The sequence below is a fragment of the Thalassotalea sp. ND16A genome, from assembly GCF_000764205.1.
Lineage (GTDB): Bacteria > Pseudomonadota > Gammaproteobacteria > Enterobacterales > Alteromonadaceae > Thalassotalea_A.
Genome location: NZ_JQDZ01000104.1, coordinates 75211 through 98374, shown reverse-complemented (window position 1 = coordinate 98374; position 23164 = coordinate 75211). Strand labels below are relative to the sequence as shown.

General features: G+C 42.2%; 20 protein-coding genes. 10 read left to right on the top strand and 10 right to left on the bottom strand.

Features of this window, described 5'->3' with window-relative positions:
• Nucleotides 1-161: 161 nt before the first annotated feature.
• Nucleotides 162-1556, bottom strand: a complete 1395-nt coding sequence (gene ffh, locus ND16A_RS04305; protein ID WP_033078640.1) for a signal recognition particle protein — start codon at nucleotides 1554-1556, stop codon at nucleotides 162-164.
• A gap of 246 nt (nucleotides 1557-1802) precedes the next feature.
• On the opposite strand from ffh, the gene ND16A_RS04310 reads away from it, so the two are divergent.
• The 4 genes from ND16A_RS04310 to ND16A_RS04325 all read left to right on the top strand — a co-directional run bounded on the left by ND16A_RS04310 (nucleotide 1803) and on the right by ND16A_RS04325 (nucleotide 6888).
• On the top strand, nucleotides 1803-2897 hold the full coding sequence (locus ND16A_RS04310) for an SO_0444 family Cu/Zn efflux transporter (RefSeq protein WP_033078639.1): 1095 nt from the start codon (nucleotides 1803-1805) through the stop codon (nucleotides 2895-2897).
• Nucleotides 2898-3031: 134 nt separating this feature from the next.
• Nucleotides 3032-3832 (top strand): cytochrome C assembly family protein, encoded by an 801-nt coding sequence (locus tag ND16A_RS04315; RefSeq protein WP_052073244.1) that lies wholly within the window; start codon nucleotides 3032-3034, stop codon nucleotides 3830-3832.
• A gap of 55 nt (nucleotides 3833-3887) precedes the next feature.
• Complete coding sequence (locus ND16A_RS04320) at nucleotides 3888-5156, top strand: HlyC/CorC family transporter (RefSeq protein WP_033078638.1); 1269 nt, start codon at nucleotides 3888-3890, stop codon at nucleotides 5154-5156.
• Between the two features lie 121 nt (nucleotides 5157-5277).
• Entirely contained in the window at nucleotides 5278-6888 is a 1611-nt protein-coding gene (locus tag ND16A_RS04325) for a GMC family oxidoreductase (RefSeq protein ID WP_033078637.1), read from the top strand.
• 161 nt (nucleotides 6889-7049) lie between these two features.
• Here the strand turns inward: ND16A_RS04325 and ND16A_RS04330 are convergent, their stop codons facing one another.
• Entirely contained in the window at nucleotides 7050-7667 is a 618-nt protein-coding gene (locus ND16A_RS04330) for a transglycosylase SLT domain-containing protein (RefSeq protein WP_033078636.1), read from the bottom strand.
• Between the two features lie 775 nt (nucleotides 7668-8442).
• On the bottom strand, nucleotides 8443-10011 hold the full coding sequence (gshA, locus tag ND16A_RS04335) for a glutamate--cysteine ligase (protein ID WP_052073243.1): 1569 nt from the start codon (nucleotides 10009-10011) through the stop codon (nucleotides 8443-8445).
• A gap of 315 nt (nucleotides 10012-10326) precedes the next feature.
• Between gshA and ND16A_RS04340 the strand changes: the two genes are divergently transcribed.
• Together ND16A_RS04340 and ND16A_RS04345 are read left to right on the top strand one after the other, a co-directional pair.
• Entirely contained in the window at nucleotides 10327-11685 is a 1359-nt protein-coding gene (locus tag ND16A_RS04340; protein WP_033078634.1) for a Na+/H+ antiporter NhaC family protein, read from the top strand.
• Nucleotide 11686: 1 nt separating this feature from the next.
• Nucleotides 11687-12376, top strand: coding sequence for a TIGR01621 family pseudouridine synthase (locus ND16A_RS04345; RefSeq protein WP_033078633.1), 690 nt, complete (start codon nucleotides 11687-11689; stop codon nucleotides 12374-12376).
• Between the two features lie 163 nt (nucleotides 12377-12539).
• Here the strand turns inward: ND16A_RS04345 and ND16A_RS04350 are convergent, their stop codons facing one another.
• A complete protein-coding gene (locus ND16A_RS04350) occupies nucleotides 12540-13886 on the bottom strand; it encodes a sodium-dependent transporter (protein ID WP_033078632.1) in 1347 nt (448 codons plus the stop codon).
• Between the two features lie 195 nt (nucleotides 13887-14081).
• Here ND16A_RS04350 and ND16A_RS04355 point away from each other — a divergent pair, with 195 nt between their 5' ends.
• Together ND16A_RS04355 and ND16A_RS04360 are read left to right on the top strand one after the other, a co-directional pair.
• Nucleotides 14082-15125, top strand: coding sequence for a sulfotransferase family protein (locus ND16A_RS04355; protein ID WP_033078631.1), 1044 nt, complete (start codon nucleotides 14082-14084; stop codon nucleotides 15123-15125).
• 20 nt (nucleotides 15126-15145) lie between these two features.
• Nucleotides 15146-16300, top strand: a complete 1155-nt coding sequence (locus ND16A_RS04360) for an aspartyl/asparaginyl beta-hydroxylase domain-containing protein (RefSeq protein ID WP_033078630.1) — start codon at nucleotides 15146-15148, stop codon at nucleotides 16298-16300.
• A gap of 49 nt (nucleotides 16301-16349) precedes the next feature.
• Here ND16A_RS04360 and ND16A_RS04365 read toward each other — a convergent pair whose 3' ends face one another.
• The 3 genes from ND16A_RS04365 to ND16A_RS04375 all read right to left on the bottom strand — a co-directional run bounded on the left by ND16A_RS04365 (nucleotide 16350) and on the right by ND16A_RS04375 (nucleotide 19427).
• On the bottom strand, nucleotides 16350-17267 hold the full coding sequence (locus ND16A_RS04365; RefSeq protein ID WP_033078629.1) for an AEC family transporter: 918 nt from the start codon (nucleotides 17265-17267) through the stop codon (nucleotides 16350-16352).
• An 18-nt stretch (nucleotides 17268-17285) separates the two neighbouring features.
• On the bottom strand, nucleotides 17286-18863 hold the full coding sequence (locus ND16A_RS04370) for a tetratricopeptide repeat-containing sulfotransferase family protein (RefSeq protein ID WP_152593909.1): 1578 nt from the start codon (nucleotides 18861-18863) through the stop codon (nucleotides 17286-17288).
• An 81-nt stretch (nucleotides 18864-18944) separates the two neighbouring features.
• Nucleotides 18945-19427: a YajQ family cyclic di-GMP-binding protein gene (locus tag ND16A_RS04375; RefSeq protein ID WP_033078628.1), complete on the bottom strand. Its 483-nt coding sequence runs from the start codon at nucleotides 19425-19427 to the stop codon at nucleotides 18945-18947.
• A 488-nt stretch (nucleotides 19428-19915) separates the two neighbouring features.
• Between ND16A_RS04375 and ND16A_RS21390 the strand changes: the two genes are divergently transcribed.
• Both ND16A_RS21390 and ND16A_RS04380 read left to right on the top strand, forming a co-directional pair.
• Complete coding sequence (locus ND16A_RS21390) at nucleotides 19916-20266, top strand: VanZ family protein (protein WP_160173536.1); 351 nt, start codon at nucleotides 19916-19918, stop codon at nucleotides 20264-20266.
• The gene (locus ND16A_RS04380) at nucleotides 20266-21165 is read left to right on the top strand and encodes a ketopantoate reductase family protein (protein ID WP_033078625.1); all 900 of its coding nucleotides are present in this window, start codon (nucleotides 20266-20268) and stop codon (nucleotides 21163-21165) included. Before ND16A_RS21390 ends, ND16A_RS04380 begins: the two co-directional genes overlap by 1 nt.
• A gap of 20 nt (nucleotides 21166-21185) precedes the next feature.
• Here the strand turns inward: ND16A_RS04380 and ND16A_RS04385 are convergent, their stop codons facing one another.
• The 3 genes from ND16A_RS04385 to ND16A_RS04395 all read right to left on the bottom strand — a co-directional run bounded on the left by ND16A_RS04385 (nucleotide 21186) and on the right by ND16A_RS04395 (nucleotide 23160).
• Nucleotides 21186-21617, bottom strand: coding sequence for an HIT domain-containing protein (locus tag ND16A_RS04385; protein WP_033078624.1), 432 nt, complete (start codon nucleotides 21615-21617; stop codon nucleotides 21186-21188).
• A gap of 50 nt (nucleotides 21618-21667) precedes the next feature.
• Nucleotides 21668-22621, bottom strand: coding sequence for a ribosome biogenesis GTPase YlqF (gene ylqF, locus ND16A_RS04390; protein ID WP_033078623.1), 954 nt, complete (start codon nucleotides 22619-22621; stop codon nucleotides 21668-21670).
• 65 nt (nucleotides 22622-22686) lie between these two features.
• Complete coding sequence (locus ND16A_RS04395; protein ID WP_033078622.1) at nucleotides 22687-23160, bottom strand: phosphatidylglycerophosphatase A family protein; 474 nt, start codon at nucleotides 23158-23160, stop codon at nucleotides 22687-22689.
• Nucleotides 23161-23164 lie beyond the last annotated feature (4 nt).

Here is a 23164-nt window from a genome sequence, read left to right as displayed (position 1 = left end):
TATTTAGCATTGAGATTATTGCAGCACCAAGGAAGGCAATATCGACTAACGAAGAGCGAACTTAGGCTCGCTCTAACTGAATTAGTTAATGAAACGTGAGATTAAACTTGTGGGGATCCTTCAGGTTAAAACCCCGCCAACCTGCGAGGTTAAAACCCACGTTATTTGCGGAACATGCCACCTGGACCGCCCATGCCACCCATGCCGCCTGGAGGCATCATGCCTTTCATCGAGCGCATCATTTTCTGCATACCGCCCTTGCCCGACATTTTTTTCATCATTTTTTGCATTTGGGTAAATTGCTTAAGCAACTTGTTCACGTCTTGAATTTGCGTGCCTGAGCCCGCAGCAATTCGGCGTTTACGTGAGCCTTTAATGATATCTGGACGAATTCTCTCGCCCGGTGTCATCGAATTGATGATCGCTTCCATACGAATGGTGACTTTGTCATCCATTTGCCCTTTGACTTGCTCAGACATATTGCCCATACCCGGCAATTTATCCATCAAGCCCATCATGCCGCCCATGCTTTTCATTTGCACTAACTGTTCACGAAAATCTTCTAAGTCGAAGCCTTTACCACTTTTGACTTTCTTCGCCAGTTGTGCGGCTTTTTTCTTATCAACCTTTTGCTCTACTTCTTCGATCAGCGACAAGACATCGCCCATGCCCAAAATACGCGAAGCAACACGATCAGGATGGAATGCTTCTAAAGCATCGGTTTTTTCACCAACACCTAAAAACTTAATTGGCTTACCGGTGATGTGACGAATTGATAATGCCGCACCGCCACGCGCATCACCATCGGTTTTGGTTAAGACAACACCGGTTAATGGTAAAGCATCGTTAAATGCTTTCGCCGTATTGGCCGCATCCTGACCGGTCATCGCATCGACAACAAATAAGGTTTCTACCGGATTGATGTTGGCGTGTAATTGTTTAATTTCATCCATCATCTCGCTGTCAACGTGCAAACGACCGGCGGTATCGACAATGACTACATCACAAAATTGCTTTTTCGCATGGGCAATTGCATTGTTGGCAATGGCGGTTGGTTTTTGGGAGATATCACTGGCGAAAAATTCAACTTCAACTTCAGCGGCTAAGGTTTCAAGCTGTTTAATCGCCGCAGGGCGATAAACATCAGCACTTACCACAAGAACTTTTTTCTTTTCCCGTTCTCGCAAAAACTTACCAAGCTTGGCTACTGAGGTGGTTTTACCGGCACCTTGTAAACCCGCCATTAAAATAACCGCTGGTGGCGTAGCCTTTAAGTCAAGCGCTTCATTGGCCTGGCCCATTGCCGCTTCAAGTTCTGAGCGAACAATTTTTACAAAGACTTGCCCTGGCGACAAACTTTTCGATACGTCTTGACCTACCGCTCGGGTTTTTACATTGGCAATAAATTCACGTATTACCGGTAAGGCAACATCCGCTTCTAATAATGCCATGCGCACTTCACGCAAGGTGTCTTTAATATTGTCTTCAGTCAGGCGACCACGACCACTAATATTTTTTAGGGTTTTACCTAAACGGTCGGAAAGATTCTCAAACATAGTCTCAATACTTTATAAAAATTTCGTGAATACTTAACCTAAACTCGCATAATGAGTGTTGCTATGCCGGGCTCAGATCAGTTAATTTATGCCGGTCATTATACCTTGCCGATTGCTAAGCGAAAGCAGAAAATGTTCAAACGGCCAGATAAAAGCGTTAATCTTTAAATATTTGATTAAACTAAATCGTTTAAACAAGGTACAATTGATTTGTGGGTGAATTGGACAAATTTCAAGTAGTACTTTATGGATACAATCAATCAGTTGCTAAATAATTTTTTCGCGCTCGCCAATGAAGCTAGCCCCTGGCTGCTGTTGGGCTTGATAATTGCCGGTTTAATGAAATCCTTGGTGCCAACCAAAATTCTTAGCAAACATTTAGGCCAGGGCAACTTTGCCATTGTCAAGGCCGCACTCATTGGTGCTCCTTTGCCTTTGTGCTCTTGTGGAGTAATCCCCGTTGCTACGCAATTAAAGCGTTCAGGAGCATCGGCGCCAGCGACATCAGCATTTTTAGTTGCCACCCCAGAAACTGGCGTCGATTCAGTGTCGGTATCTTACGCATTGCTTGGTCCCATCATGGCAATCTACCGCCCGTTTGCAGCAATTTTATCGGCAATATTTACCGGTTTATTGGTGAGTACCTCAAAACCAGAAGTAGCAGAGAATACTAGCGCGGAGAAAACTAGCGCGGTAAAAACCTGCTGCGCCAGTAAAGAGGAAGCGTCAGAAGAAAAACAATCGGGTTGTTGTGCCACCGCCCCCCAGATTGAAGCGAATTCACCATCTAAACTATTTCTCCAAAAAACACTGCAGGGTATTAAATATGCCTTCAGTCAATTAATCGATGATTTAATCATTTGGTTATTGATCGGCTTAATATTCGCGACTTTGGTGCGCACGTTTTTACCGATGGAATTCTTACTCGAATACGGCAGTGGCGTAATCGCAATGGTAATCATGATTGCCATTTCCATTCCTATGTATATCTGTGCTACCGCATCGACGCCAATTGCAGCCGGCTTTATTTTAGCCGGTATTTCACCAGGCACCGCTCTGGTCTTTATGATGGCAGGGCCCGCGACCAACATTTCTACTTTAGGGGTGATTAAAAAGGAAATGGGCAGTGCCGTGTTAGTTCGCTATTTAGTCGGCATTTCAATTTCTGCAATCAGTTTTGGCTATTTGCTTGACCTGGTTTTATCCAGATATGGCATAAATATTGTTGAACAAATGAACCATAGCCACGAAATGTTGCCAAATTGGTTAGCCATTAGCTGTACTCTGCTTATTGCAACGATGGCAATAAAGCCTTTACGCAAGCATTTGAACTTCGCCTAAAGACGATTTACATCAAATTGATTAACTATGAACGGATATATAATCAACTTGTGATTAAATAACATTAGCTAATCGAATTGGTAATTTGTTATTATCATCAACTTATTAAAAGAAAAAAATTCAGGAGTAAACTGGTGGATTTAGTTAGTATTCTCACCATCGCCGTGGTTAGCTTATATGCGGCAGCGGCATTTGCTATTTCATCGAAGTTATTTGATTCTGCCGGCCCCAATCCAAAAGTGTATTTAACCTTTGGTAGTATCGCATTGGCTGGACACAGCTTATTGTTATCGCAAAATATATTCTTTCAACAAACCATTGATTTTAGTTTGATCAATGTCTTGTCGTTAGTTGCGTTTATTATCACGATTTCAGTAACGATTATTTCGACACGATATAGAATTAATTTAATATTGCCCGTGGTTTACGCCTTTTCTGCAGCTTTACTGACTATCCTGGCATTCGTTCCGGCAGATCAACATTTGGTAATAGACCCATCTAAGTTTACGTTAGTAATGCACATTAGTTTGGCATTATTGTCATATGGCATATTAGTGATAGCCACACTTTACGCCTTTCAAGTGAATTTTATCAATTATAAGTTAAAATCAAAAAAGCTCACTGCCGTTAATCATCTGCCACCATTGATGCAGGTAGAGGGGCAGTTATTCATGCTCATGCTTATTGGTACCAATTGTTTGGCAATCTCTGAATTGGTTGGCTTTTTCTTCATCGACAATTTTTTGGCAAAAGAAACCCTGCATAAAACCTTGCTGTCAATTACCGCATTAAGTGTTTATATTGCGATTTTATGGGGTCACTATCGTCTTGGCTGGCGTGGTCATAAGGTACTCAGCTTATCGGTTGTGGCAACTTTTCTGCTGTCGTTATCATACTTTGGCAGTAGATTTGTGAAAGAATTTCTCTTATCGTAACAGTTAAGGTATAAGTAATACTCTAACATGTGTTTGGCAACATAGGACCCCTTCATTGGACGACATATCAACTAGTATGCTATTTAGCGTACTCGGTGTACTCATTTTTATATCCGCGTATTTTTCAAGTTCTGAAACCGGCATGATGTCGCTTAACCGTTATCGGTTACGCCATTTAGAACAGAATAATCACAAAGGAGCCAAACGGGTAAGTAAATTACTCGACCGGCCAGACCGACTGATCGGCTTGATTTTGATCGGTAATAACCTGGTGAATATCGCCGCCTCAGCAATTGCCACCATTATCGGCATGCGTTTGTTCGGAGATGTTGGCGTATTTTACGCGACATTAATCCTCACTTTGGTGATTTTAATTTTTGCCGAAGTGACACCAAAAACTCTGGCGGCAATGTACCCAGAGAAAGTCGCATTCCCCAGCTCAATCATCTTGCTCATGCTATTAAAAATTCTTTATCCAGTCGTGGTAGTGGTTAATTGGATCACTAATGGCTTTTTGATCCTATTACGTATTAGCCCAGAGCAACGAGCGGAACACAGTTTAAGCACTGAAGAGCTGCGTACCGTAGTCAATGAATCAAGCGCATTGCTACCGGCTCGCGACCAAAGCATGCTGGTCAGCATTCTCGATCTCGAAAAAGTCACCGTTGAAGACATCATGATCCCGCGCAGTGAAATTCAGGGGATTGATATTAACGACGACTGGAAAGTCATCCAAAAGCAACTGACCCAGGCCAATCACACTCGAGTCATTTTGTATCGCGACAGTATCGATGATGTGGTCGGTTATGTGCATATGCGTGATGCAGTGAAAATTATTTCCAAGAGTCAGTTCACCAAAGCCACATTACTGCGGGCGGTCCGTGAAATGTACTTCATTCCGGAAGGCACCCAATTGAATGTACAGCTATTAAAATTTCAGCATGCGAAAGAGCGCTTAGGCTTAGTGGTCGATGAATATGGTGACATTCAGGGCCTGGTAACCTTGGAAGATATTCTGGAAGAGATTGTCGGCGACTTTACCACCACCATGGAGCCCGCTCCCAGTGATGAAGTGCACATCCAACCCGATGGCTCTTTTTTAGTCGATGGCAGCGCCAACGTTAGAGACATCAACAAAGAAATGGGTTGGGGCTTGCCCATTGATGGCCCGAAAACCATGAATGGCCTGGTGCTTGAATATCTCGAAGACATTCCTGAATGCAATGTCAGCATGCGAATTGCCGGTTATCCAATGGAGATCATCGACGTTACCGATAACCGGGTAAAGACGGTACGGATCATGCCAGAGCATTATCAAGGATAGCTGGTAAGACCACAGATTGTAAAACCACAATAGATCCGTTACATTGATGTATCTATTTATTTTTATAGCAAGTTGATTAAATATCTGCTCATTTTAATCAACTTGGTATTATGAGTGTTTTATGTCTTCGCAATTTGACTTTATCATCATTGGTGCTGGCTCATCGGGCTGCGTGATAGCAAACAAACTTAGCGCTTCTGGTGAGTATAGCGTTTGCTTAATTGAACCCGGCGGCAAAAATAATAATGCTTTAGTAAAAACCCCCATTGCGACAGCGGTGTTAATGCGGTTAAAAGCGTATAATTACTGTTTTGAATCAACCGCGCAAACCCAGCAAAATAACCGCACCATATACAATCCCAGAGGCAAAGGTTTAGGTGGCAGTAGTGCCATTAATGCCATGTTGTATACCCGCGGACAAAAACAAGACTACGATGACTGGGCAGCATTAGGAAATTCTGGCTGGAGTTATGATGAGGTATTGCCATACTTTATTGAAACTGAGTGCCAGGAGCGAATTGATGATAAATATCATGGTCAGCAAGGAGCCTTAAACGTTGCCGACTCTCGCTCCTCGCACCCGGTAGGAGCCGATTTTATTCAGAGTGCTCTCAATGCCGGTTACCCGTTTAACCCCGATTTTAACGGTGAGCAGCAAGCTGGTGTTGGCTATTATCAAGTGACGCAAAAGAATGGTCAACGGCACAGTGCCGCAGCAGCCTTCTTAAGCCCAATTGCGTGTCGAGCAAACTTGACCGTATTGACCCAATGCACCGTGCAAAAAATCCTGATGAAAAACAAAACCGCCTATGGGGTGCAATATAAATCAGCAAATTCACTATTGACTATCACCGCAGCGAAAGAAGTCATTTTGACCGCCGGCGCCATTCATAGCCCGCAATTGCTGATGTTAAGTGGTATCGGCGCAGAGGATGAATTGACTGAGCACAATATCGACGTAATACATCAACTAAACGGCGTCGGTAAAAATTTACAAGATCATGTGGATGCGATAATCGTCAATAAACACCGGCGCGAAAACTTGATCAGTTTACAGCCAAAACCTTTTCTCAATTTAATTAAGCAAGGCTACCGATATTTGAAACACCATACCGGTACGTTTACCACCAGTGTGGTCGAAACCGGCGGTTTTATCTCATCAAATCAACAGCAAAGCCGACCCAATTTGCAATGGCAGTTTGTTACCGCCGCGATGGACGATCATGGCCGTAATATTAAGATGTTTTTTGAACAGGGGATCTCTACCCATGTGTGTTTACTCCGGCCAAAAAGCCGAGGCTGCATTCGCTTAAAAGCTAATAACATTGATACGCCGCCATTAATCGATGGCAATATGTTAAGCCACAAAGATGATATCAGCGATATGGTACAAGCGGTGAAATTAACCCGACAGCTGTTAGCAACCCCACCTTTGGCGAAAAATAATACCGCCGAACTATTGCCTGGCAACAAGGTGACTACGGATCAGCAGATTGAAGACTTTTTACGAGCAAAATCCAATAATATTTATCACCCGGTAGGTACCTGTAAAATGGGCGATGACGATTTAGCCGTGGTAGATAATACCCTTAAAGTCATCGGCATTAATGGCTTACGGGTTGCTGATGCTTCAATTATGCCAACCATAGTAAGTGCGAATACGAATGCGCCCTGCATTATGATAGGGGCCAAAGCTGCCGATCTGATCCTCGCCGACCACACTTGCAAGTGAAATCCCCCTTAAAAGGCATCCTTCCTGCTGGGTATAAGTACATCCCAAAGACAAAATATTAATCGCTCCTGGCTACGAGCTACGGGCAGAGTTGGAATTGTTACACGGGCTGTGTATTCATCAAATACACAGCCCGTGACCAGTAGCTCGTTACTCGCAGCTTAATAAAACAAAGCTCGCCATAACCAGCTGCTGTCGAGTTCGTCTTCACAACTTTTTAACTGACTACCATACACCTTGGCCCGGGTTTCTACTTTGCGGGCAACTTTCACTAACCAGGCTTTTTGATTGTAGGTTTTGCGTTTAAAGCCGCCCCAACCTTCGTGATAATTCAGATACTGATTAAATGGGTCCCATTTAGAGACACCATTTATCTTTTGCGTTTTGGCAATAAACCAGCCCATAAAATCTATGGCATCGTCAAAGTCATCCCTGTCGGCACCAGCATTATCTGATTCTCGAATGTAATCATCCCAGGTGAGCGTTTTCGCTTGTGAAAAGCCATAGGCACTGCTGACTCGGCCCCAGGGAATAAAACCAAATAAATAATCTCTTGGCGGCAGTGCATCGGCTCTGAATGAGCTTTCCTGATACATCATGCTCATCGGCACATGAATAGGTACGCCCCAGCGTTCTTGCATGTCTTTAGAGCCTTCATACCAGCTGTGGTGTTCGCGAAAAATTTCACAAAGGTTTTCCGGGTTTTGCGGAGGCGGTGTCGTACAACCACCAATTTGCAATACCAGAAGGAGAAATGTTAACTGCTTTATTATTTTCATAGGCACTCAAAAGAAAACGGTTTTGTTATCGCTATTGGTCACTGTTGACTACTAGTTTGCCAGAAATAAGAAATTATTTTTATTATTTTTATTATTTTTGAAAACTTTCTGAACTTTTCAGTCTTTTGGCATTCTTACTTTATGAATATTTTATTTCTCCCTGGTTTTATTCTTGGCACATAACGTTGGTTATGTGCTTTTTTTTGCAAAACTAGAAAACTACACCGTCATGCCGGAGGAGCCCTAGCGACATCCGGTACCTCCTCCAGTAATAGTGTGCTTATAGAAATTTGATTTCTTTTTAGAGTCTCAGGGTCCGTCGGGAGGTCCCGTGTCTCGCTTAGGCTCGCACAGGATGACGGTGTATTATTTCTTATATTGTAGAGGTCTCATATTCGCTCATATCTACCATTCAGAGTTTCAATTACATTACGTTAAATTGTTGGGTGAAAAATCGTATTGCGAATGGTTATTCGTATCAGGTTCGGTTGAAAATGAACTTCTTTCCTCCAATTCCGATCTGCAAATATTTTAGGCAAAAAAAAGCGCGTTACTGCAAGTACGCGCTCTATAGAGTCAAAAGCAGTCCAGGGAAAAATTGCTTTCATTAAGTAGGACGAATAAAAATCTAAAAGGTTCAAAAATTTTAAAATAAATTTTAAAATAAAAAAAACGCATATAAAAATATGCGTTTAAAATGTCATTCATAAGGAAATAAAATGTCTTACCTAAAGTAGGAGTGCATATCTTTTAGATAGTTCAAATTAAATTAAATTTATTTTGAAAAATATTCTTCAAGAAAATCATCAAACGATAAGGTATCTGAATTTTCTATTTCAGCCTGCTTTTGCAAAGACGTTTCAGCCAGTTGCTGTAATAATTTTTCATCAAATACCTGATAGCTATGTTCCGTTAACTCTTTACTGAATTGCTCTACATATTCCATCGACCAGGTGACTATGCCTTTGCCGGTAGTAAACAATTCATCAAGGATCCGTGCCGACGGGGTTAACTGTGGATCATGTATTTTGGCCAGTTCATCTTTTATAACGTCGCTATAGGCTGTGGTTGCATAAGCCTTATCATAAAGACCGGCAATAAGTTGCATCTCCGCAAAAATCTCAGCGCCCCATTCTGGTATGGTTTTTTCAATACCATTATCATTAAGCGTTAATCCTGGTTTTCGACCTTCGAGCACCACTTTATCGGTGTTGCTATTAAATACGCGCTTTTTATCTATACTCATCTGCGGACTGTCTTTTAACATGCAGTAAGTAATAAACACATCAAGAAAGTGCATTTGCTCTTTGCTGATGCCGGTACTGACAAATGGGTTCACATCCATCGCGCGTACCTCGATATACTCAACCCCGCCTTCTTTGAGCGCATCTGAAGGCTTCTGCCCTGATTTTGCCACGCGTTTTGGCCTGATTGGCGCGTATAATTCATTTTCAATTTGCAAAATATTGCTGTTCAGCTGCTTATATTCACCGTTCAATTTAACGCCGATATGGGCAAATTGTTCTGAAGGCAGATTAATTGCTTGTTGCACACCAGAAACGTAGGTGTCGATGTTGTTATTGCAGATCTTCAAATTAGCTTGCTCTGAACTGGTATAGCCTAAATCACTCATCCTCAGCGAAGTCGCATGTTCAAGGTAGAGACAACCTGCTGGCGCTTTTTTAAACGGCAGCTGATGAGGCTTGCCTTGTAAAAATGAAGGGCACAGTGCCGGTGAGCTGCCAAACAAATAGGGAATTAACCAGCCGTGGCGTTTGTAATTTCGAATTAACGCAAAGTACCGGTCAGAGATGAAATCTTGCAATGGGCTACTATCATCGGTAATTTCTTGCAGGCTATTAAAGAATTCTTTCGAAAAAGAAAAGTTAAAATGAATACCGGCGATAACCTGCATCATACTGCCATAACGATTTTTTAAGCCCTGACGATACACAGTTTTCATCGTACCGATATTCGATGAACCATATTGAGCCAGTTGTACCTGCTCTTCATTATCAACCATACACGGCATACTCATTGGCCAAAAATAATCACCATCAATGTTATTTAAGGTGAATTTTTGAATGTCCTTGAGCTGATTTAACGATTCATCAATGGAGGTAGACACCGGAGTAATAAACTCCAATAAGCTTTCGGAATAATCAGTGGTGATATATTGATGGGTTAGTGCTGAGCCTAATGCTGAATTATGACCTTGGGTTGATAAGTTGCCATCCGGCTTTATCCTTAACGTTTCACGCTCGATACCGCGCTGAGCGCCAGAAATAGCAGATAAGTGGTGTTGTTCAAAAGCCTGGGTTAAATCCAAAATAGAGAAAGTCAAAGTCACTCCGAAATACAAATGGGCGGCTCATTATAGTTTGCCAGTTTGCATATTATAGTCATTAAGAATTAGATGTGGGGTAAATATCCAGTTTTTCAATAGTGGCAAGCAGATTTTTCACTACAATCAGTCATATAGATCATAATAGATATTTACAGCTGCTCAGCAGGATACCCGGTAATCAGTTTACCGGTACTGACGCCATTTGAAAGCGGCAATTTGTAAAAAATAATGTATTAATTTCAACATTACTTTGCACAGGTTTGATTTCAAGGTAAAGTTGACAGCAATAAAAAAATAAACCGCAAGTGACTCATGCAAGATACAGCTCTAACCTTATTACCCCCGGCACTCGCCATCGCCATTGCCATTTGGCGTAAAAACGCAATCTTGGCGTTAATTAGCGGTTTGTTTTTATGTTTTTTATTATTGGAAAATTGGAACCCGCTTACCGCCGGGGTGCAATCACTTGCTGAGGTAGCGCAGGTATTTTCGTCTACTAGTAATGCTCAAATCATCACTTTTAGTTTACTCATTGGTGCCTTGGTTGAGCTAATGAATCGCTCAGGTGCGGTACAGGGGTTTATTGAAAGTTTATCTAGACTCAGCCTGGTGAAAACAAAACGACAAGCAACCCTATTACCTACCATAGTTGGCACGTCCATTTTTACCGATACCAATTTGAGTATGTTCACCGCGGGTATGGCTTCGCAAAAACTGTTTGATCAACATGGCATTAGCAGAGCAAAACTTGCTTTCTTGCTCGACTCTACCTGTGCACCAATTAGTGTTTTGTTTCTTATCAACGGCTGGGGCGCTTACCTTTTAGGTCTGCTTGACGGCTATAATTTAGAAGACCCAACAGGTGTTTTACTTGGTACCTTATCCTATAATTTTTATGCCATCATCGCGGTAATGCTGGCCTACTATACCGCTTATAGCGGTAAAGTTTATGGTCCCATGGCCAACAGCGAAAGCATGGTAGTACCGGCGCAATCGACTGAACAAGTAAAAACGGCGAAAGCACGGGTAATGTGGATACCGATGTTAAGTTTATTAGCGATCACCTTAACCTTATTGTGGGTTACCGGTGATGGCGATATTCGCAGAGGCTCAGGCTCATTTTCGGTGTTCATTGCAATAGTATCATCGTTAGTTATGTTGATAATAATGATCTTCGGTTATAAATTACTAACACTAAAAGAGCTTAGCCAAGGCTTTATCAAAGGCATTGGTAATATGTTACCGGCGGTGACGATATTGGTATTGAGCTTTGCCTTTGGTGACGCGATTAAAGGTTTAGGCACAGGTACCTATGTCAGTAGTTTAATTACCAGCGATTTTCCGCTGATATTAATCGCACCGCTGATCTTTTTAGCCGCCGCTATCATGGCATTTTCTACGGGTACGTCTTGGGGCACCTTTGCTTTATTAATCCCTATTGCAATCCCTATTGCCCTGGAAACAGGAATGCCAGTCCCCTTTCTGGTTGGTGCAGTATTGAGTGGTGGTATATTTGGCGATCACTCTTCGCCTATTTCAGACTCAACCGTGGTAGCCTCTATCGCCAGTGGCTGTGATCATTTTGAGCATGTTAAAACCCAATTACCTTATACCATTTTTGCGGCAATGCTTACCATCATCGGCTTCTTCATTGTCGGTGCGATGTTATAAAATGACAGCACTTACTTATTCCGTTATTTTTGAAAATAATGATTTTGTGGTGATTGATAAAGCGGAAAATTGCAATTTTCACGATGAAGATAATCCAGGCCAGGGCGTATTCAATCAGGTTAAAGCACAACAGCAATACGATGAACTTTTTCCGGTACACCGCTTAGATAAAATGACCTCCGGCTTGTTATTGTTTGCCAAAAATAAACTAACCGCCAGAGCCTTGGGTAAAATGTTTGAACAACATTTAATTGACAAATTTTATCTCGCCATCAGCAAAGATAAACCAAAGAAAAAACAAGGTTGGATTAAAGGCGATATGGTAAAGAGCCGGCGCAGTAGCTGGCGTTTAGCCCGAACCAGCAATAACCCTGCGATCACCCAGTTTTTCAGTTATTCGTTAGCGCAAGGGTTAAGGCTGTTTGTACTGAGGCCGCGAACGGGTAAAACCCATCAGCTGAGAGTTGCTTTAAACAGCATTGGCTCAGCCATTGCGGGCGATGCTATTTATAACCCTGCGGATATGTCTGACAGAGGCTACTTACATGCCTACGCGCTGAAGTTTGAACTTAATGGCGAGCAATATCAATTTAGCCAACTGCCCAGTTCCGGTGAATTTTTTACTGACGCAAACTGTATCAGTGCGTTAGCTCAATTGCCGCAGCCATGGCGATTAAATTGGCCAAAATAGCCGGCTCCCTGGATAATTACCTCCCGGCAAAAATTCTAGGTTAAAACCCCGCCAACCATAGGCGGAGCTCCTTTTTCCCATCCATGGTGCAGGAATATAACTACCTCTCTGCACAATAAAAGCTGCACCAAGCAGCTTTTTTATCACGTTTATGTCGAGTGACTTACAGCGAATGGATAAACACCATAGCAATGGCTACCGGGCAGACAAACTTGGTATACCAGGGCCAGATTTTCCAAAATAATGAGCTTTCAACCTGCTCATTCCCCTGTTTAATCTCTGCCAATATTTCACTGCGCTGCCAAATCCAGCCAACAAAGATACAACACAACATGGCGATGATTGGTTGCCCATATTCGGTAGCAAGGGTAGCGACGAAGTCGAGCATAAAATCAAGATTTAAGACAATAAGTGTACTCATCAAAAAGATAATAAAGCCGATGCCTGTGGTGGCTTTGGTACGTTCAATATCGTGGCGTTCAACCGCATAAGATACCGGACCTTCCAGCATCGAAATGCTTGATGTTAACGCGGCAATGCTCATTAATATAAAAAAGGCAAAACCAACAAATAAACCAATAGCACCCATGCCTTCAAATAGCGTTGGCAATACCGAAAATACCATAGACGGCCCCGAAATTAATGAGCCATCGGCAGCAAAAATAGCAACGCCCTGAGCTTGCGCTACGTACATTGACGGGATGATCAATAACCCGGCTAAAAAGGCAATGGATACATCAATCAAGGTTACCTGTGCTCCCAGGGTAACCAAATTTTCTTTTTTACTAATGTATGAGCCGTAAATCACCATCACACTCGTGCCTAATGACAATGAAAAGAACGCCTGCCCCAAAGCACTTACTAACAAATCAGGTTCAAACACTTTTGATAAGTCCGGGTTTAAATATGCATCCAGGCCATCGCTTGCACCGTCGAGCGTCATGACATAAATGATCAGTAGCACTAACAAGGCAATCAACATCGGCATTAACCGTTTAGACCACTTTTCAATACCATCTTCAACGCCACGACGAATTATGAACACCGTTAAAAACATAAACAAGGCGGTAAAGAGTACATTGCGGGTTATGCCCTGAGTAATGACCCATTCAGCGACCGGTGGCATACCTATCATTTTGGCAAAGGGCTCGACTGCATATGACATCATCCAGCCCGCAATTATGCCGTAAAAACTGAGGATCAACGTTGCACAAATGATACCGCCAAAACCGACCATAAAAGCAAACTTTTTTTGCCAGGCTTGACGAGACATTTTTTGTAAAGAGGTTACCGCATTCGCCTGGCCGTAGCGACCAATCATCAATTCCGCCATAAATGCCGGGTAGGCTAAACAAAACGCCAACACCAAATAGACCAGCACAAACGCTGCACCACCATTACTTGCTGTTTGTGTGGGAAACCCCCAAATGTTGCCCAAGCCAACCGCAGACCCTGCCGCTGCCAAAATAAACCCTAAACGTGAGCTAAACCCACCACGTGCTGCTGCCATAATTATCCAGTTTTTTTAGTTGTTATAGATTCTGTATCAGCTAACAATAAAGAAAGTTTACGGTTTAAGCAATAAATGCTAACCATTATCATTTGATTAGCCTTGTATTGATATCGTTACTTAACATATGATGTAGCCTTGATGTAATCATTAATAATTCACCCTCACTTTCAAGATTAGAGCTGTAGCAACATTGTGACAACACGTATTTTTAACAGGCCAATAATCATTTTATCGGCGCCACGTTCTGGTAGTACCCTATTATTTGAAACCTTATCGAAAGTAAAAGGTGTCTGGACTATCGGTGATGAGAGCCATGCCGTTATTGAACATATTCCTAAATTCAGTACCGTATTTCGAGGTTTTGAGTCGAATGCGCTCACTGCCGATGATGCCGATGATGAAAATGCCGAAGTTTTACGACAACGCTTTAAATCGATGTTAATCAATCGAGATGGTGTTGCCTACAATCAAGACAGTGAACAACAAGTACGCTTTTTAGAAAAAACGCCAAAAAATTCGCTACGCATACCGTTTTTAAATAAACTTTTTCCTGATGCACTGTTTATCTATTTGGTTCGAGATCCGAAAGCAAACATCAGCAGTATCATGGATGCCTGGAACTCTGGTCATTTTCGAACTTATCCAAATTTGCCGGGTTTTGCTGGCAAATGGTCACTATTTTTACCACCAAACTGGCAACAGCTAAAAGGCAAAAAACTGGAAGAAATTGCGACTCACCAATGGCAAGTGAGTAACGCTACCATTATTAAGGATTTAACAGCGCTTGCTGATAACCGCTGGAAAATGATCAATTATCAGCAGTTAATCGAGCAACCAGAGCAAGTCGTCAACGACATTTGCCAATTTGCCGGTCTTGATGCCGATCAGCAACTGACCGACAGCTATAAAGATGGGTTGCCGTTATCTCAGTATACGTTAAGCACACCAAGCAAGACCAAGTGGCATAAAAAAGCACATCTGCTGGCAGCACAAATGCCGCAAGTTGAGGATTTGGTAGCTAGTTTAAACGAGCATTTAGGCAATTGCCAGCAAGAGCAAATAAGCACTGATATCGCTCAGCAATTAATTGCTAGCGCCGAATCTCAAAGCGAAGCGCTAACACCAACGCAATCGCCGTCAGTGCAGCAATCGGTACAACCGCCAGTTTCGAGAAACTCTCCTTGCCCCTGTGGCTCCAATAAACGTTACAAACAATGCCATGGCCAATTGGCCTAGCGTTCGCTCCCGGATTTACGATGAAGTTAAAACACGAATTTTTTAAATTACCATTAAGCTTTGATATTGAACGCTTACAAGCGGAAGTATTGCAACTTACCGAGCAAGACTGGCATGCGCACCACGAAGGCTTTGCCGGCAATATCGCGGTACCGTTATTAAGTGTTGGCGGACAAATTAATAACGACTTTAAAGGCCCGATAGAACAAACCCAGGCACTGAGCAAACTGCCGTACATCCAACAAATTCTCGCTTCATTTAACGAAGTGTTTGGCCGCTCACGCTTGATGGCGTTAGAGCCGGGTTGTGAAGTGCCAATCCATACCGACATCAACTACCATTGGTATAAACGGGTAAGGATCCACATCCCAATCATTACCACCGAGAATGTGATCTTTCATTGTGCTGATAAACAAGTCAACATGGCCGCCGGTGAATGCTGGATATTTGATTCATGGAAACCTCATAAAGTGGTCAATGATAGCGACATCCGCCGTATCCATTTAGTTATCGATACCATGGGTTCCAGTAAATTTTGGCAAATGATAGATAACTCACAAGTCCCAGGAATTCAGGATGCGACGTTAGCAACTAAGCACCTGGAATTTGACCCACAGCACAAACCAAACATTTTAATGGAACGCTTTAATGCGCCTGTGGTAATGTCTCCTGGTGAGTTGGAAAATTTAATCGATGACTTAAAAGTAGAAATCAATAACCCAGAAAATAACGCCGATGGCATCATTGGCTTCCATCAAATTATTGATAATTTCGCGCAAGACTGGCGTCGCCTTTGGAGCCTGTATGGTATTACTGAACAAGGCTGGCCACAGTATCATCAGTTAAGAGATCGCACCTTTCAACTGGCACGAAATTTTGACAATAAACTGCAGCTTACCAACGGCGGCAGCGCATTACAGATGCTAATTCACTGCATCATTGACCCTGCTCTGAGTCCCGAAGTTGCAAAACTGACAAATGCAGCAGCCACGCCGGTAAAGGCAAAACCAACAGCCGTCAAACCGGTAACGGCTAAGCCTGCGCAAGGGAGCGAAAACAATCTTGGCCAAAGTGGTACAGCGAACACAAATGCAGCTGTGGTGCCCGCGAGCAGAAATAGCCCTTGTAGCTGTGGCTCAGGGAAAAAATACAAACAATGCTGTGGTGCACTCTAAAGATATCTACGCCTAAAAAACAGCGACACATTGGGCTGACACAATCTTGTTAAGGCAACAGCAATAACCAAACAGGTATCGTAACTATTGATATTAGCGTACTCACCACGATACTGCCGGCGACGGTTTGTTGATGTTTTTCGTGTTGTTTTACGATTAAATACGCATTTACCCCGGTGGGGCTCGCACTCAAAATAACCAGAGTGGTGATAATGAGTGAGTTAAACTCAAAAATATATCGGGTACTGATAAAAACCAAAGCAGGTAATACCATTAATTTGAGTACGCTTGCGCAGATGATAAATTTAATTTCACTGCGAATACGGTAATAGGCTAAGGAAGCGCCTAACAGAAATAATGCCAATGTAATCGCCGGTTTCCCGAGCAATAATAAACAATCATTGAGGATTTGTGGCAAGGTTACTGCCATTAAATTGATCATAAAGCCCGCGCTAATGGCGATGATCAAAGGGTTACATAGAGTTTGCCTGAAAAAAATTGACCAGCGAAAAGTTTTACCTTTCACCGATAAAAAACTGGTGATACCAAAGAGCAGTGCGCTATGTAGACTAACCACCAGAAACACAACAGGCAAAACTTCTTCGCCCAACACCATCAAACTAACCGGCAATCCGACGATAACATTATTTGAATAGCTCGCCCCCAACGCATAAGATGCAGACGCTGTTTGATCATGATTGTGCTGTTGGTGAAAATAGTAATTTATGCACCATGCCAGGCAATAAACAATAAGCACAGGCGCATAAAATGCGCCATACACACTAAGATCTATATTGCTTAAATCCGCGTTTGCCAATTGTTGAAACAAAAACGCGGGAATTGACAAATTAAAGGTAAACTTGGCCAGGCTGTCGACTTGGCTCTTGCTAAACCAATCGTATTTACTGGTAATAAAGCCGATCAGCCCAACGAAAATCAAAGGGCTAATTATGGCAAGAATATTCATAACGTTATTCGAATTTGTTTAACTGTTTAATAACTCATTTGCTTTAATTCTAATTTTACTAAAATCAGACAGTACCGGGGTAAGTTGTGATTGATACTGTTGCCATGAACCAACCGATTTATTATTTATCGGCTGTTGCACCTGACTCACACTAGGGGTTAACACCAGACGTTTGGAGTTATAAAAGGTTAAACAATCAGGCTCAAAATCTAACTGACAATAATTCAGTAGTTTTCTAATTTGCGGCTCAGGCTCGGCAACCAGCGCTTCATAACTTAAGTGGTAAATTTTTCCGGCAAATAAATTGTGCCAGTGAAACATCAAACTTAAATAGCCTTGCCAATAAAAGGCAATGCCAGGTAATGAATATGAGTAGTCGTGACCGTTACTGAAGTGTTGCTTAAACACACTCATCGCATTATCCAGCGGGTCGCGAACCACATTGATAATTTTGGCCTGAGGAAATAATCGTAATATCAAAGCAATATGCAAAAAGTTATTCGGATTTTTATCAATAAATATTTTCGGTGTGGTGTCAAAATATTGACCGGCTTGCTCTAGATATTGCTGGCTAAATTTCGTCGTTAACTGAAAGTTAGGATTTGCTAAATTTTTAACGTAGCCGCCATTGATTTCCATTTCTAGCGCAATACGTTCCAAATACGGCAATTCATCGGTAGACTCCACCTTTGAGTGCGACGCCAATATTTGTTCTACCAAAGTGGTGCCAGAGCGTGGCATGCCAACGATAAAAACAGGCGTAAAATCAGGGTTGTGTTGCTGCTCTATGGGCAGTGAAGGCAAGTCAGCAATAAAGCCTTTAATTAAATTGGCGTACTGCTCGGCTTTAAACGGTCGATACTGAGCAAGAATTTGATTGGCTTGATTCATTGCGGTAAATGATTTATCAAATTGTTTACTTTGCTCATAGGCGCGCCCTAAAGCAAACAGCATCAGCGCTTTATTGCCGGCAGAGAGTGTTGCCGCAGCCAGAATCGACTGCATTTCAGCAATCAATTGTGGGGTAAAGGTAAAGTCTTTTAAGTCCGCCAAACTCCAATAACCAACGGCAGCACTCTTGGTTTCTTTGGCAATGAATAATTGATAGTTTTCCAACGCCAGAGTCGAACTGCCTTTCGCCTTATAAACATGCCCCAAATTCAGATAAACAAACGGATTTACCTGTTCTTGTTGGCAACAATATAGCAATGCCGCTTCTGCTTCCAGCACTTTGCCAGCACTTAAACAACTTAACGCTTTGCGGTACGCCAAGTCATAATCACCAGACCGCAGTTGCTGCAGTTTTTCATGCAAGACGATGGCTTTAAAATGCAGCTCTTTTACTTCATAAGTTTTTAATTGTGCCAGCAGCGCCGGTACATTGTCCGGCTCAATTTGTAAAATGACGGATGTGCAGCTGTCAACGGCATTGATGTCGTTATTCGACTGAGCAAACTCGAGTAGGATTTGGTTGGCAATTAAATTAGCAGGCTCTTTTTTTAACACTTTTCTTGCATACATTGCCGCTGAAGACAGGTGATTTTGCTGCTTAAGTTGTAGAGCTTGTTCTAGTAATGTGGCGATTCGACTAGTCAAAATGGGATCTCATTGGCAATTGGGTATTTTTATTAAAAAAGCTCATGCAAAATGCATAAGCTTTTTTTTAATCAGCGGGCACTAATCTTTAAAGTTATTAAACTGGAACGTCTGTTCTAATTCAGAATTTCTGACTAATTGCATAACCGCTTGTAATTCATCTCGTTTTTTACCGGTAACGCGCAACTTTTCACCTTGAATCGAAGCTTGTACTTTCAACTTACTGTCTTTGATGATTTTTACTAACTTTTTCGCCACGGCTTGTTCAATGCCGACTTTAAATGACACTTGCTGTGAGTAGGTTTTACCCGAATGGTCAAAACTGCCGACGGTCATCGCTTTGGCATCAATTTTACGTTTTGACAACTGAGCGCGAAGCATATCCAACATCTGTTTTATTTGGAAATCGCCTTCCGCTTTCACTGTAACGTTAGGGTTTTTGTATTCAAATGAAGCCTCGACCCCTCTGAAATCAAATCGCGTGTCTAGTTCACGGCTGGCGTTTTCGGTAGCATTACGAACTTCTTCTAAATCAACTTCCGATACAATATCTAATGAAGGCATATGTAAATCTCTTATCAAGGGTAAAATGTTAACTTGGCATAGATTATCAAAGCTAAGGTTTAAGGGCTAGAATGAATTGTTAAATCGTCAACTTTAACGGTAAATTATGCGAGCATATCTTATTAATGCCGATCTCAATATAGAATGACATGACTCTCTACTTATGCAGATTGGTATTACATGCTAAGATATTAAAAAATGACTGTTAGCTATATACTCATACTCGCCACCATTCAAGATGTAGGTTTCAGAGCGCTTGAGCGATTTCAATTTAAGGCGCAGCTATACAGTAATGGTTATTCCCTTACAAATAGGTGCAACGAAGAAGTGGGATTGCTCAAACGCTTCTTCGATGGGTTTAAAAGTGATTTATACAGCGCTATGAATTTTGACAATGGAATAACCATTCTATAAAATTAATACCTTGCCTAAATCACTTTTAATTCCCACTGAAATCCTGCACTTTGAACGGCGACGAGTATGCACATTTGAAAAATTTTAAATTACTGCACTATGCAATTTTTTTGGTGGTAATAATTAGTGTCTTCATTAACTATTCAGCCATCGCCTCGCTATTACATCAATATCAGCTATTGGACAAAACTGGCCACTTTTTAGGGTTTCTGTTTCTTACCTGGTTTCTCGACAAACTGATAAAAATTGACTTAAAAGTTACCGTGTTCACGTTATGCATTTATTCCGGCCTAACGGAATTAGGCCAATGGTATTTAGCCTTTCGAAGTGGTCAATGGTCAGACTTTCTTGCCGATGTTCTCGGCTGTATAACCTATGTGCTAATTGTACGAGCAAACCGAAACAAGGCAAAAAGAGTGAAATAATGAATATTGTCATTATTGGGCAAGGCGCCATCGGCCTATTGTTTTGTCATTACCTGCGCGGCAATCAGCTAAGTCTGAAAACCCGAGCGATGGTGAAATCGACCGCAACTTACACATTCACCAACATTCACGGCTGTTCTCGCCAATACCCTATCACTATTGCCGACGTTGAACAGCTAACGCGAGCCGATTGCATTATCTGCTGTGTAAAATCGTACGACGTGAGTGCGGCACTCGAGGAAGTACTGCCTCTGCTGCAGAAAAATTGCGCAATAATTCTAACCCATAACGGCATGGGCGTTGTCGAAACACTGCAGCTAGAGCAGGATTTCAACAATCCAATTTATGCATTGGTAACCACCATGGCAGCCAAGAAACTTGCTCACTCGCATGTGCTCCATACCGGTGAAGGCAGCAATAATATGGGGCTAGTAGCAGGGTCAAGTTCGGCCGGTGAGCAACAGCAGTTATTGTCTGTGCTGAAAAGCCACATCCCTAACTTGTCGTTAACCAGTGCGATCAAACAGCTGCAATGGCAAAAATTGGCCATTAATGCCGCCATTAATGGCCTAACAGCAATTTACAACGTGAATAATGGCGAACTGGCCAAACAAAGCTACCAGGATAAGATACAAGCAATAGTCGCGGAAGTGGTACAAGTTGCGTTAGCTGAAGGCGTTAGCTTTGAGCAAGCAGAGTTAATGAACACCATTAAGCTAGTGATTGAGAATACCTCGAAAAATAGTTCGTCGATGCGTGAGGATGTACGCAAACAACAACAAACAGAGGTCGCCTACATTAACGGCTACATCGTCGACATGGGGAAAAAACATCGCATTTCGACCCCATGTAATCAACAATTATTGCAGCAAGTTAACGAAATTACCGCAACTCGCTAACCTTAGTTCTAAGCTTGCTGCTAACTTGCTATGATTACTTCATTTAGCATAGGCATAAGTTTAGCTTTTAATTCAGCGAGTTCGCTTTCAGTGTAGGGTTTTAATGGCAACTGCCCCCAAATGGGTTTTGGCCAACTTGGATCGGCGGCAAAACGCACAATATGATGAATGTGTAATTGTGGGGTTACATTACCCAGGGCGGCAACATTCATTTTGTCACCATTGAAACATTGCATCAGTATTTCTGACAAGGCGCTGGATTCATTCAGAAATTGTTGCTGATCTTGCCAGTTCATCTGATAAATATCTTTAACACCAGCCACTCTTGGTACCATGATAAACCAGGGGTAGTTACTGTCATTGCATAATAATAAACGACAAAGCGGAAAATCCGCTAATACGATACCGTCTCTTTGTAGATCAGCGTGCAGTTCAAAATCTTTGGTCATCATTAATCCTTAATTAAATTCATTGAGCAAGTGCTGCTTATCCCCAGTTCAGGTTACCTACCACTCTTTTTCTTCTTCGGTTTATTTTTTCGACCGCGGCCACGAGCCTCTTTACGAGCCTCACGTTCAGCAAGCTTTCTGGCCTGCAACTGTTCAAAATAAATATTTTCTTTTTCCACCATCTCAGGTGTTTCAAAGGTGATGTTACCTAAGGTTTTATCACGAATTTCATTCACCAGTATTTCTGAGGCCTTATGAAAATCGACATGGCCGCCGCTTTTCACACAACCACGTTTACGGCCTAGCTCTTCTAAAAACTCGACTTCCTGTTCTGGCAACTCGTCAATTTTGTATCTTAGCTTTAACAACTCAGGATACGCGGTAAGTAAGTACTCGGCAGCAAAACAGGCAATTTCTTCATGATCAAAGGCGGTATCTTTAATGCCGCCAGATACCGCAAGGCGGTAGCCACTATTTTCATTGGCTATTTTAGGCCAAAGCATACCTGGGGTATCATAAAGGTAAACACCTTCTTCTAAACGGATACGCTGTTGCGCTTTGGTGACTGCCGGCTCATTACCAACTTTTGCCTTGCTTTTGCCTACCAGGGTATTGATCAGTGTGGATTTACCAACATTGGGTATGCCCATGATCATGGCATTAATTTGTTTGCCTTCTTCATTCTTGTTAGACACTAGTTTTTTAATCAATTCGGCAATGTTTTTAGCCCCACCCGGCTCTTCCGTGGTTAAGGCTATGGCCTTGACGTTGTGTTGAGATTGTAAATAATCGATCCAAACTTTGGTCAAACTGGCATCGGCAAGATCGCTTTTATTGAGGATTTTTATCAGCGGCTTGTCACCACGAATACTGGTGATCATCGGATTTTCACTACTAAACGGTAGCCGTGCGTCACAAACTTCAATCACCACATCGATTTGATGAATGATTTCTTTGATTTCTTTTTGGGCCTTATGCATATGCCCGGGGAACCAGTTAATTGCCATTTGATTTTATGAATTGGGAAAGTTACTGCTTATTTTAGCAAGTAAATGAAAGATATACATTTGCTTTAGAAAATTAAATGCATTAACGCGCAGGCAAGAATGCCGGCAATGATGTCGTCAAGCATGATACCAAAACCACCAGCGACCTGTTTATCGGCGATAGAGATAGGCCAGGGCTTTAAAATATCGAAAATACGAAATAAAATAAAACCAACAATTATACTCTGCCAACTCACCGGTATTGCTATCATGGTGATAAAGAAACCGGCGATTTCATCCCAGACGATGGCGCCATGATCGTGCACACCAGCATCTTTAGAGGCTTTATCACAAATCCAAATGCCAACAATAGAAATCAATAATGTGAGTGCAATAAAGGCGTAGAAAGGTAATTGTGCACACAACAGAAATAATGGAATTGCTGCCAGTGTGCCCATCGTGCCAGGCGCTTTCGGGCTTAAGCCACTGCCAAAGCCCAAGGCAAGAAAATGCACCGGATTTTTGATATCAAATAACTCAGCGGCAGTTTTCTTGCTCATAGTC

Excerpts from the sequence above, each read along its gene's own strand:
- ffh (WP_033078640.1), bottom strand. The coding sequence starts at position 1,556 with ATGTTTGAGAATCTTTCCGACCGTTTAGGTAAAACCCTAAAAAATATT.
- ND16A_RS04310 (WP_033078639.1), top strand. The coding sequence starts at position 1,803 with ATGGATACAATCAATCAGTTGCTAAATAATTTTTTCGCGCTCGCCAAT.
- ND16A_RS04325 (WP_033078637.1), top strand. The coding sequence starts at position 5,278 with ATGTCTTCGCAATTTGACTTTATCATCATTGGTGCTGGCTCATCGGGC.
- ND16A_RS04330 (WP_033078636.1), bottom strand. The coding sequence starts at position 7,667 with ATGAAAATAATAAAGCAGTTAACATTTCTCCTTCTGGTATTGCAAATT.
- ND16A_RS04340 (WP_033078634.1), top strand. The coding sequence starts at position 10,327 with ATGCAAGATACAGCTCTAACCTTATTACCCCCGGCACTCGCCATCGCC.
- ND16A_RS04345 (WP_033078633.1), top strand. The coding sequence starts at position 11,687 with ATGACAGCACTTACTTATTCCGTTATTTTTGAAAATAATGATTTTGTG.
- ND16A_RS04350 (WP_033078632.1), bottom strand. The coding sequence starts at position 13,886 with ATGGCAGCAGCACGTGGTGGGTTTAGCTCACGTTTAGGGTTTATTTTG.
- ND16A_RS04360 (WP_033078630.1), top strand. The coding sequence starts at position 15,146 with ATGAAGTTAAAACACGAATTTTTTAAATTACCATTAAGCTTTGATATT.
- ND16A_RS04365 (WP_033078629.1), bottom strand. The coding sequence starts at position 17,267 with ATGAATATTCTTGCCATAATTAGCCCTTTGATTTTCGTTGGGCTGATC.
- ND16A_RS04375 (WP_033078628.1), bottom strand. The coding sequence starts at position 19,427 with ATGCCTTCATTAGATATTGTATCGGAAGTTGATTTAGAAGAAGTTCGT.
- ND16A_RS04380 (WP_033078625.1), top strand. The coding sequence starts at position 20,266 with ATGAATATTGTCATTATTGGGCAAGGCGCCATCGGCCTATTGTTTTGT.
- ND16A_RS04385 (WP_033078624.1), bottom strand. The coding sequence starts at position 21,617 with ATGATGACCAAAGATTTTGAACTGCACGCTGATCTACAAAGAGACGGT.
- ylqF (WP_033078623.1), bottom strand. The coding sequence starts at position 22,621 with ATGGCAATTAACTGGTTCCCCGGGCATATGCATAAGGCCCAAAAAGAA.
- ND16A_RS04395 (WP_033078622.1), bottom strand. The coding sequence starts at position 23,160 with ATGAGCAAGAAAACTGCCGCTGAGTTATTTGATATCAAAAATCCGGTG.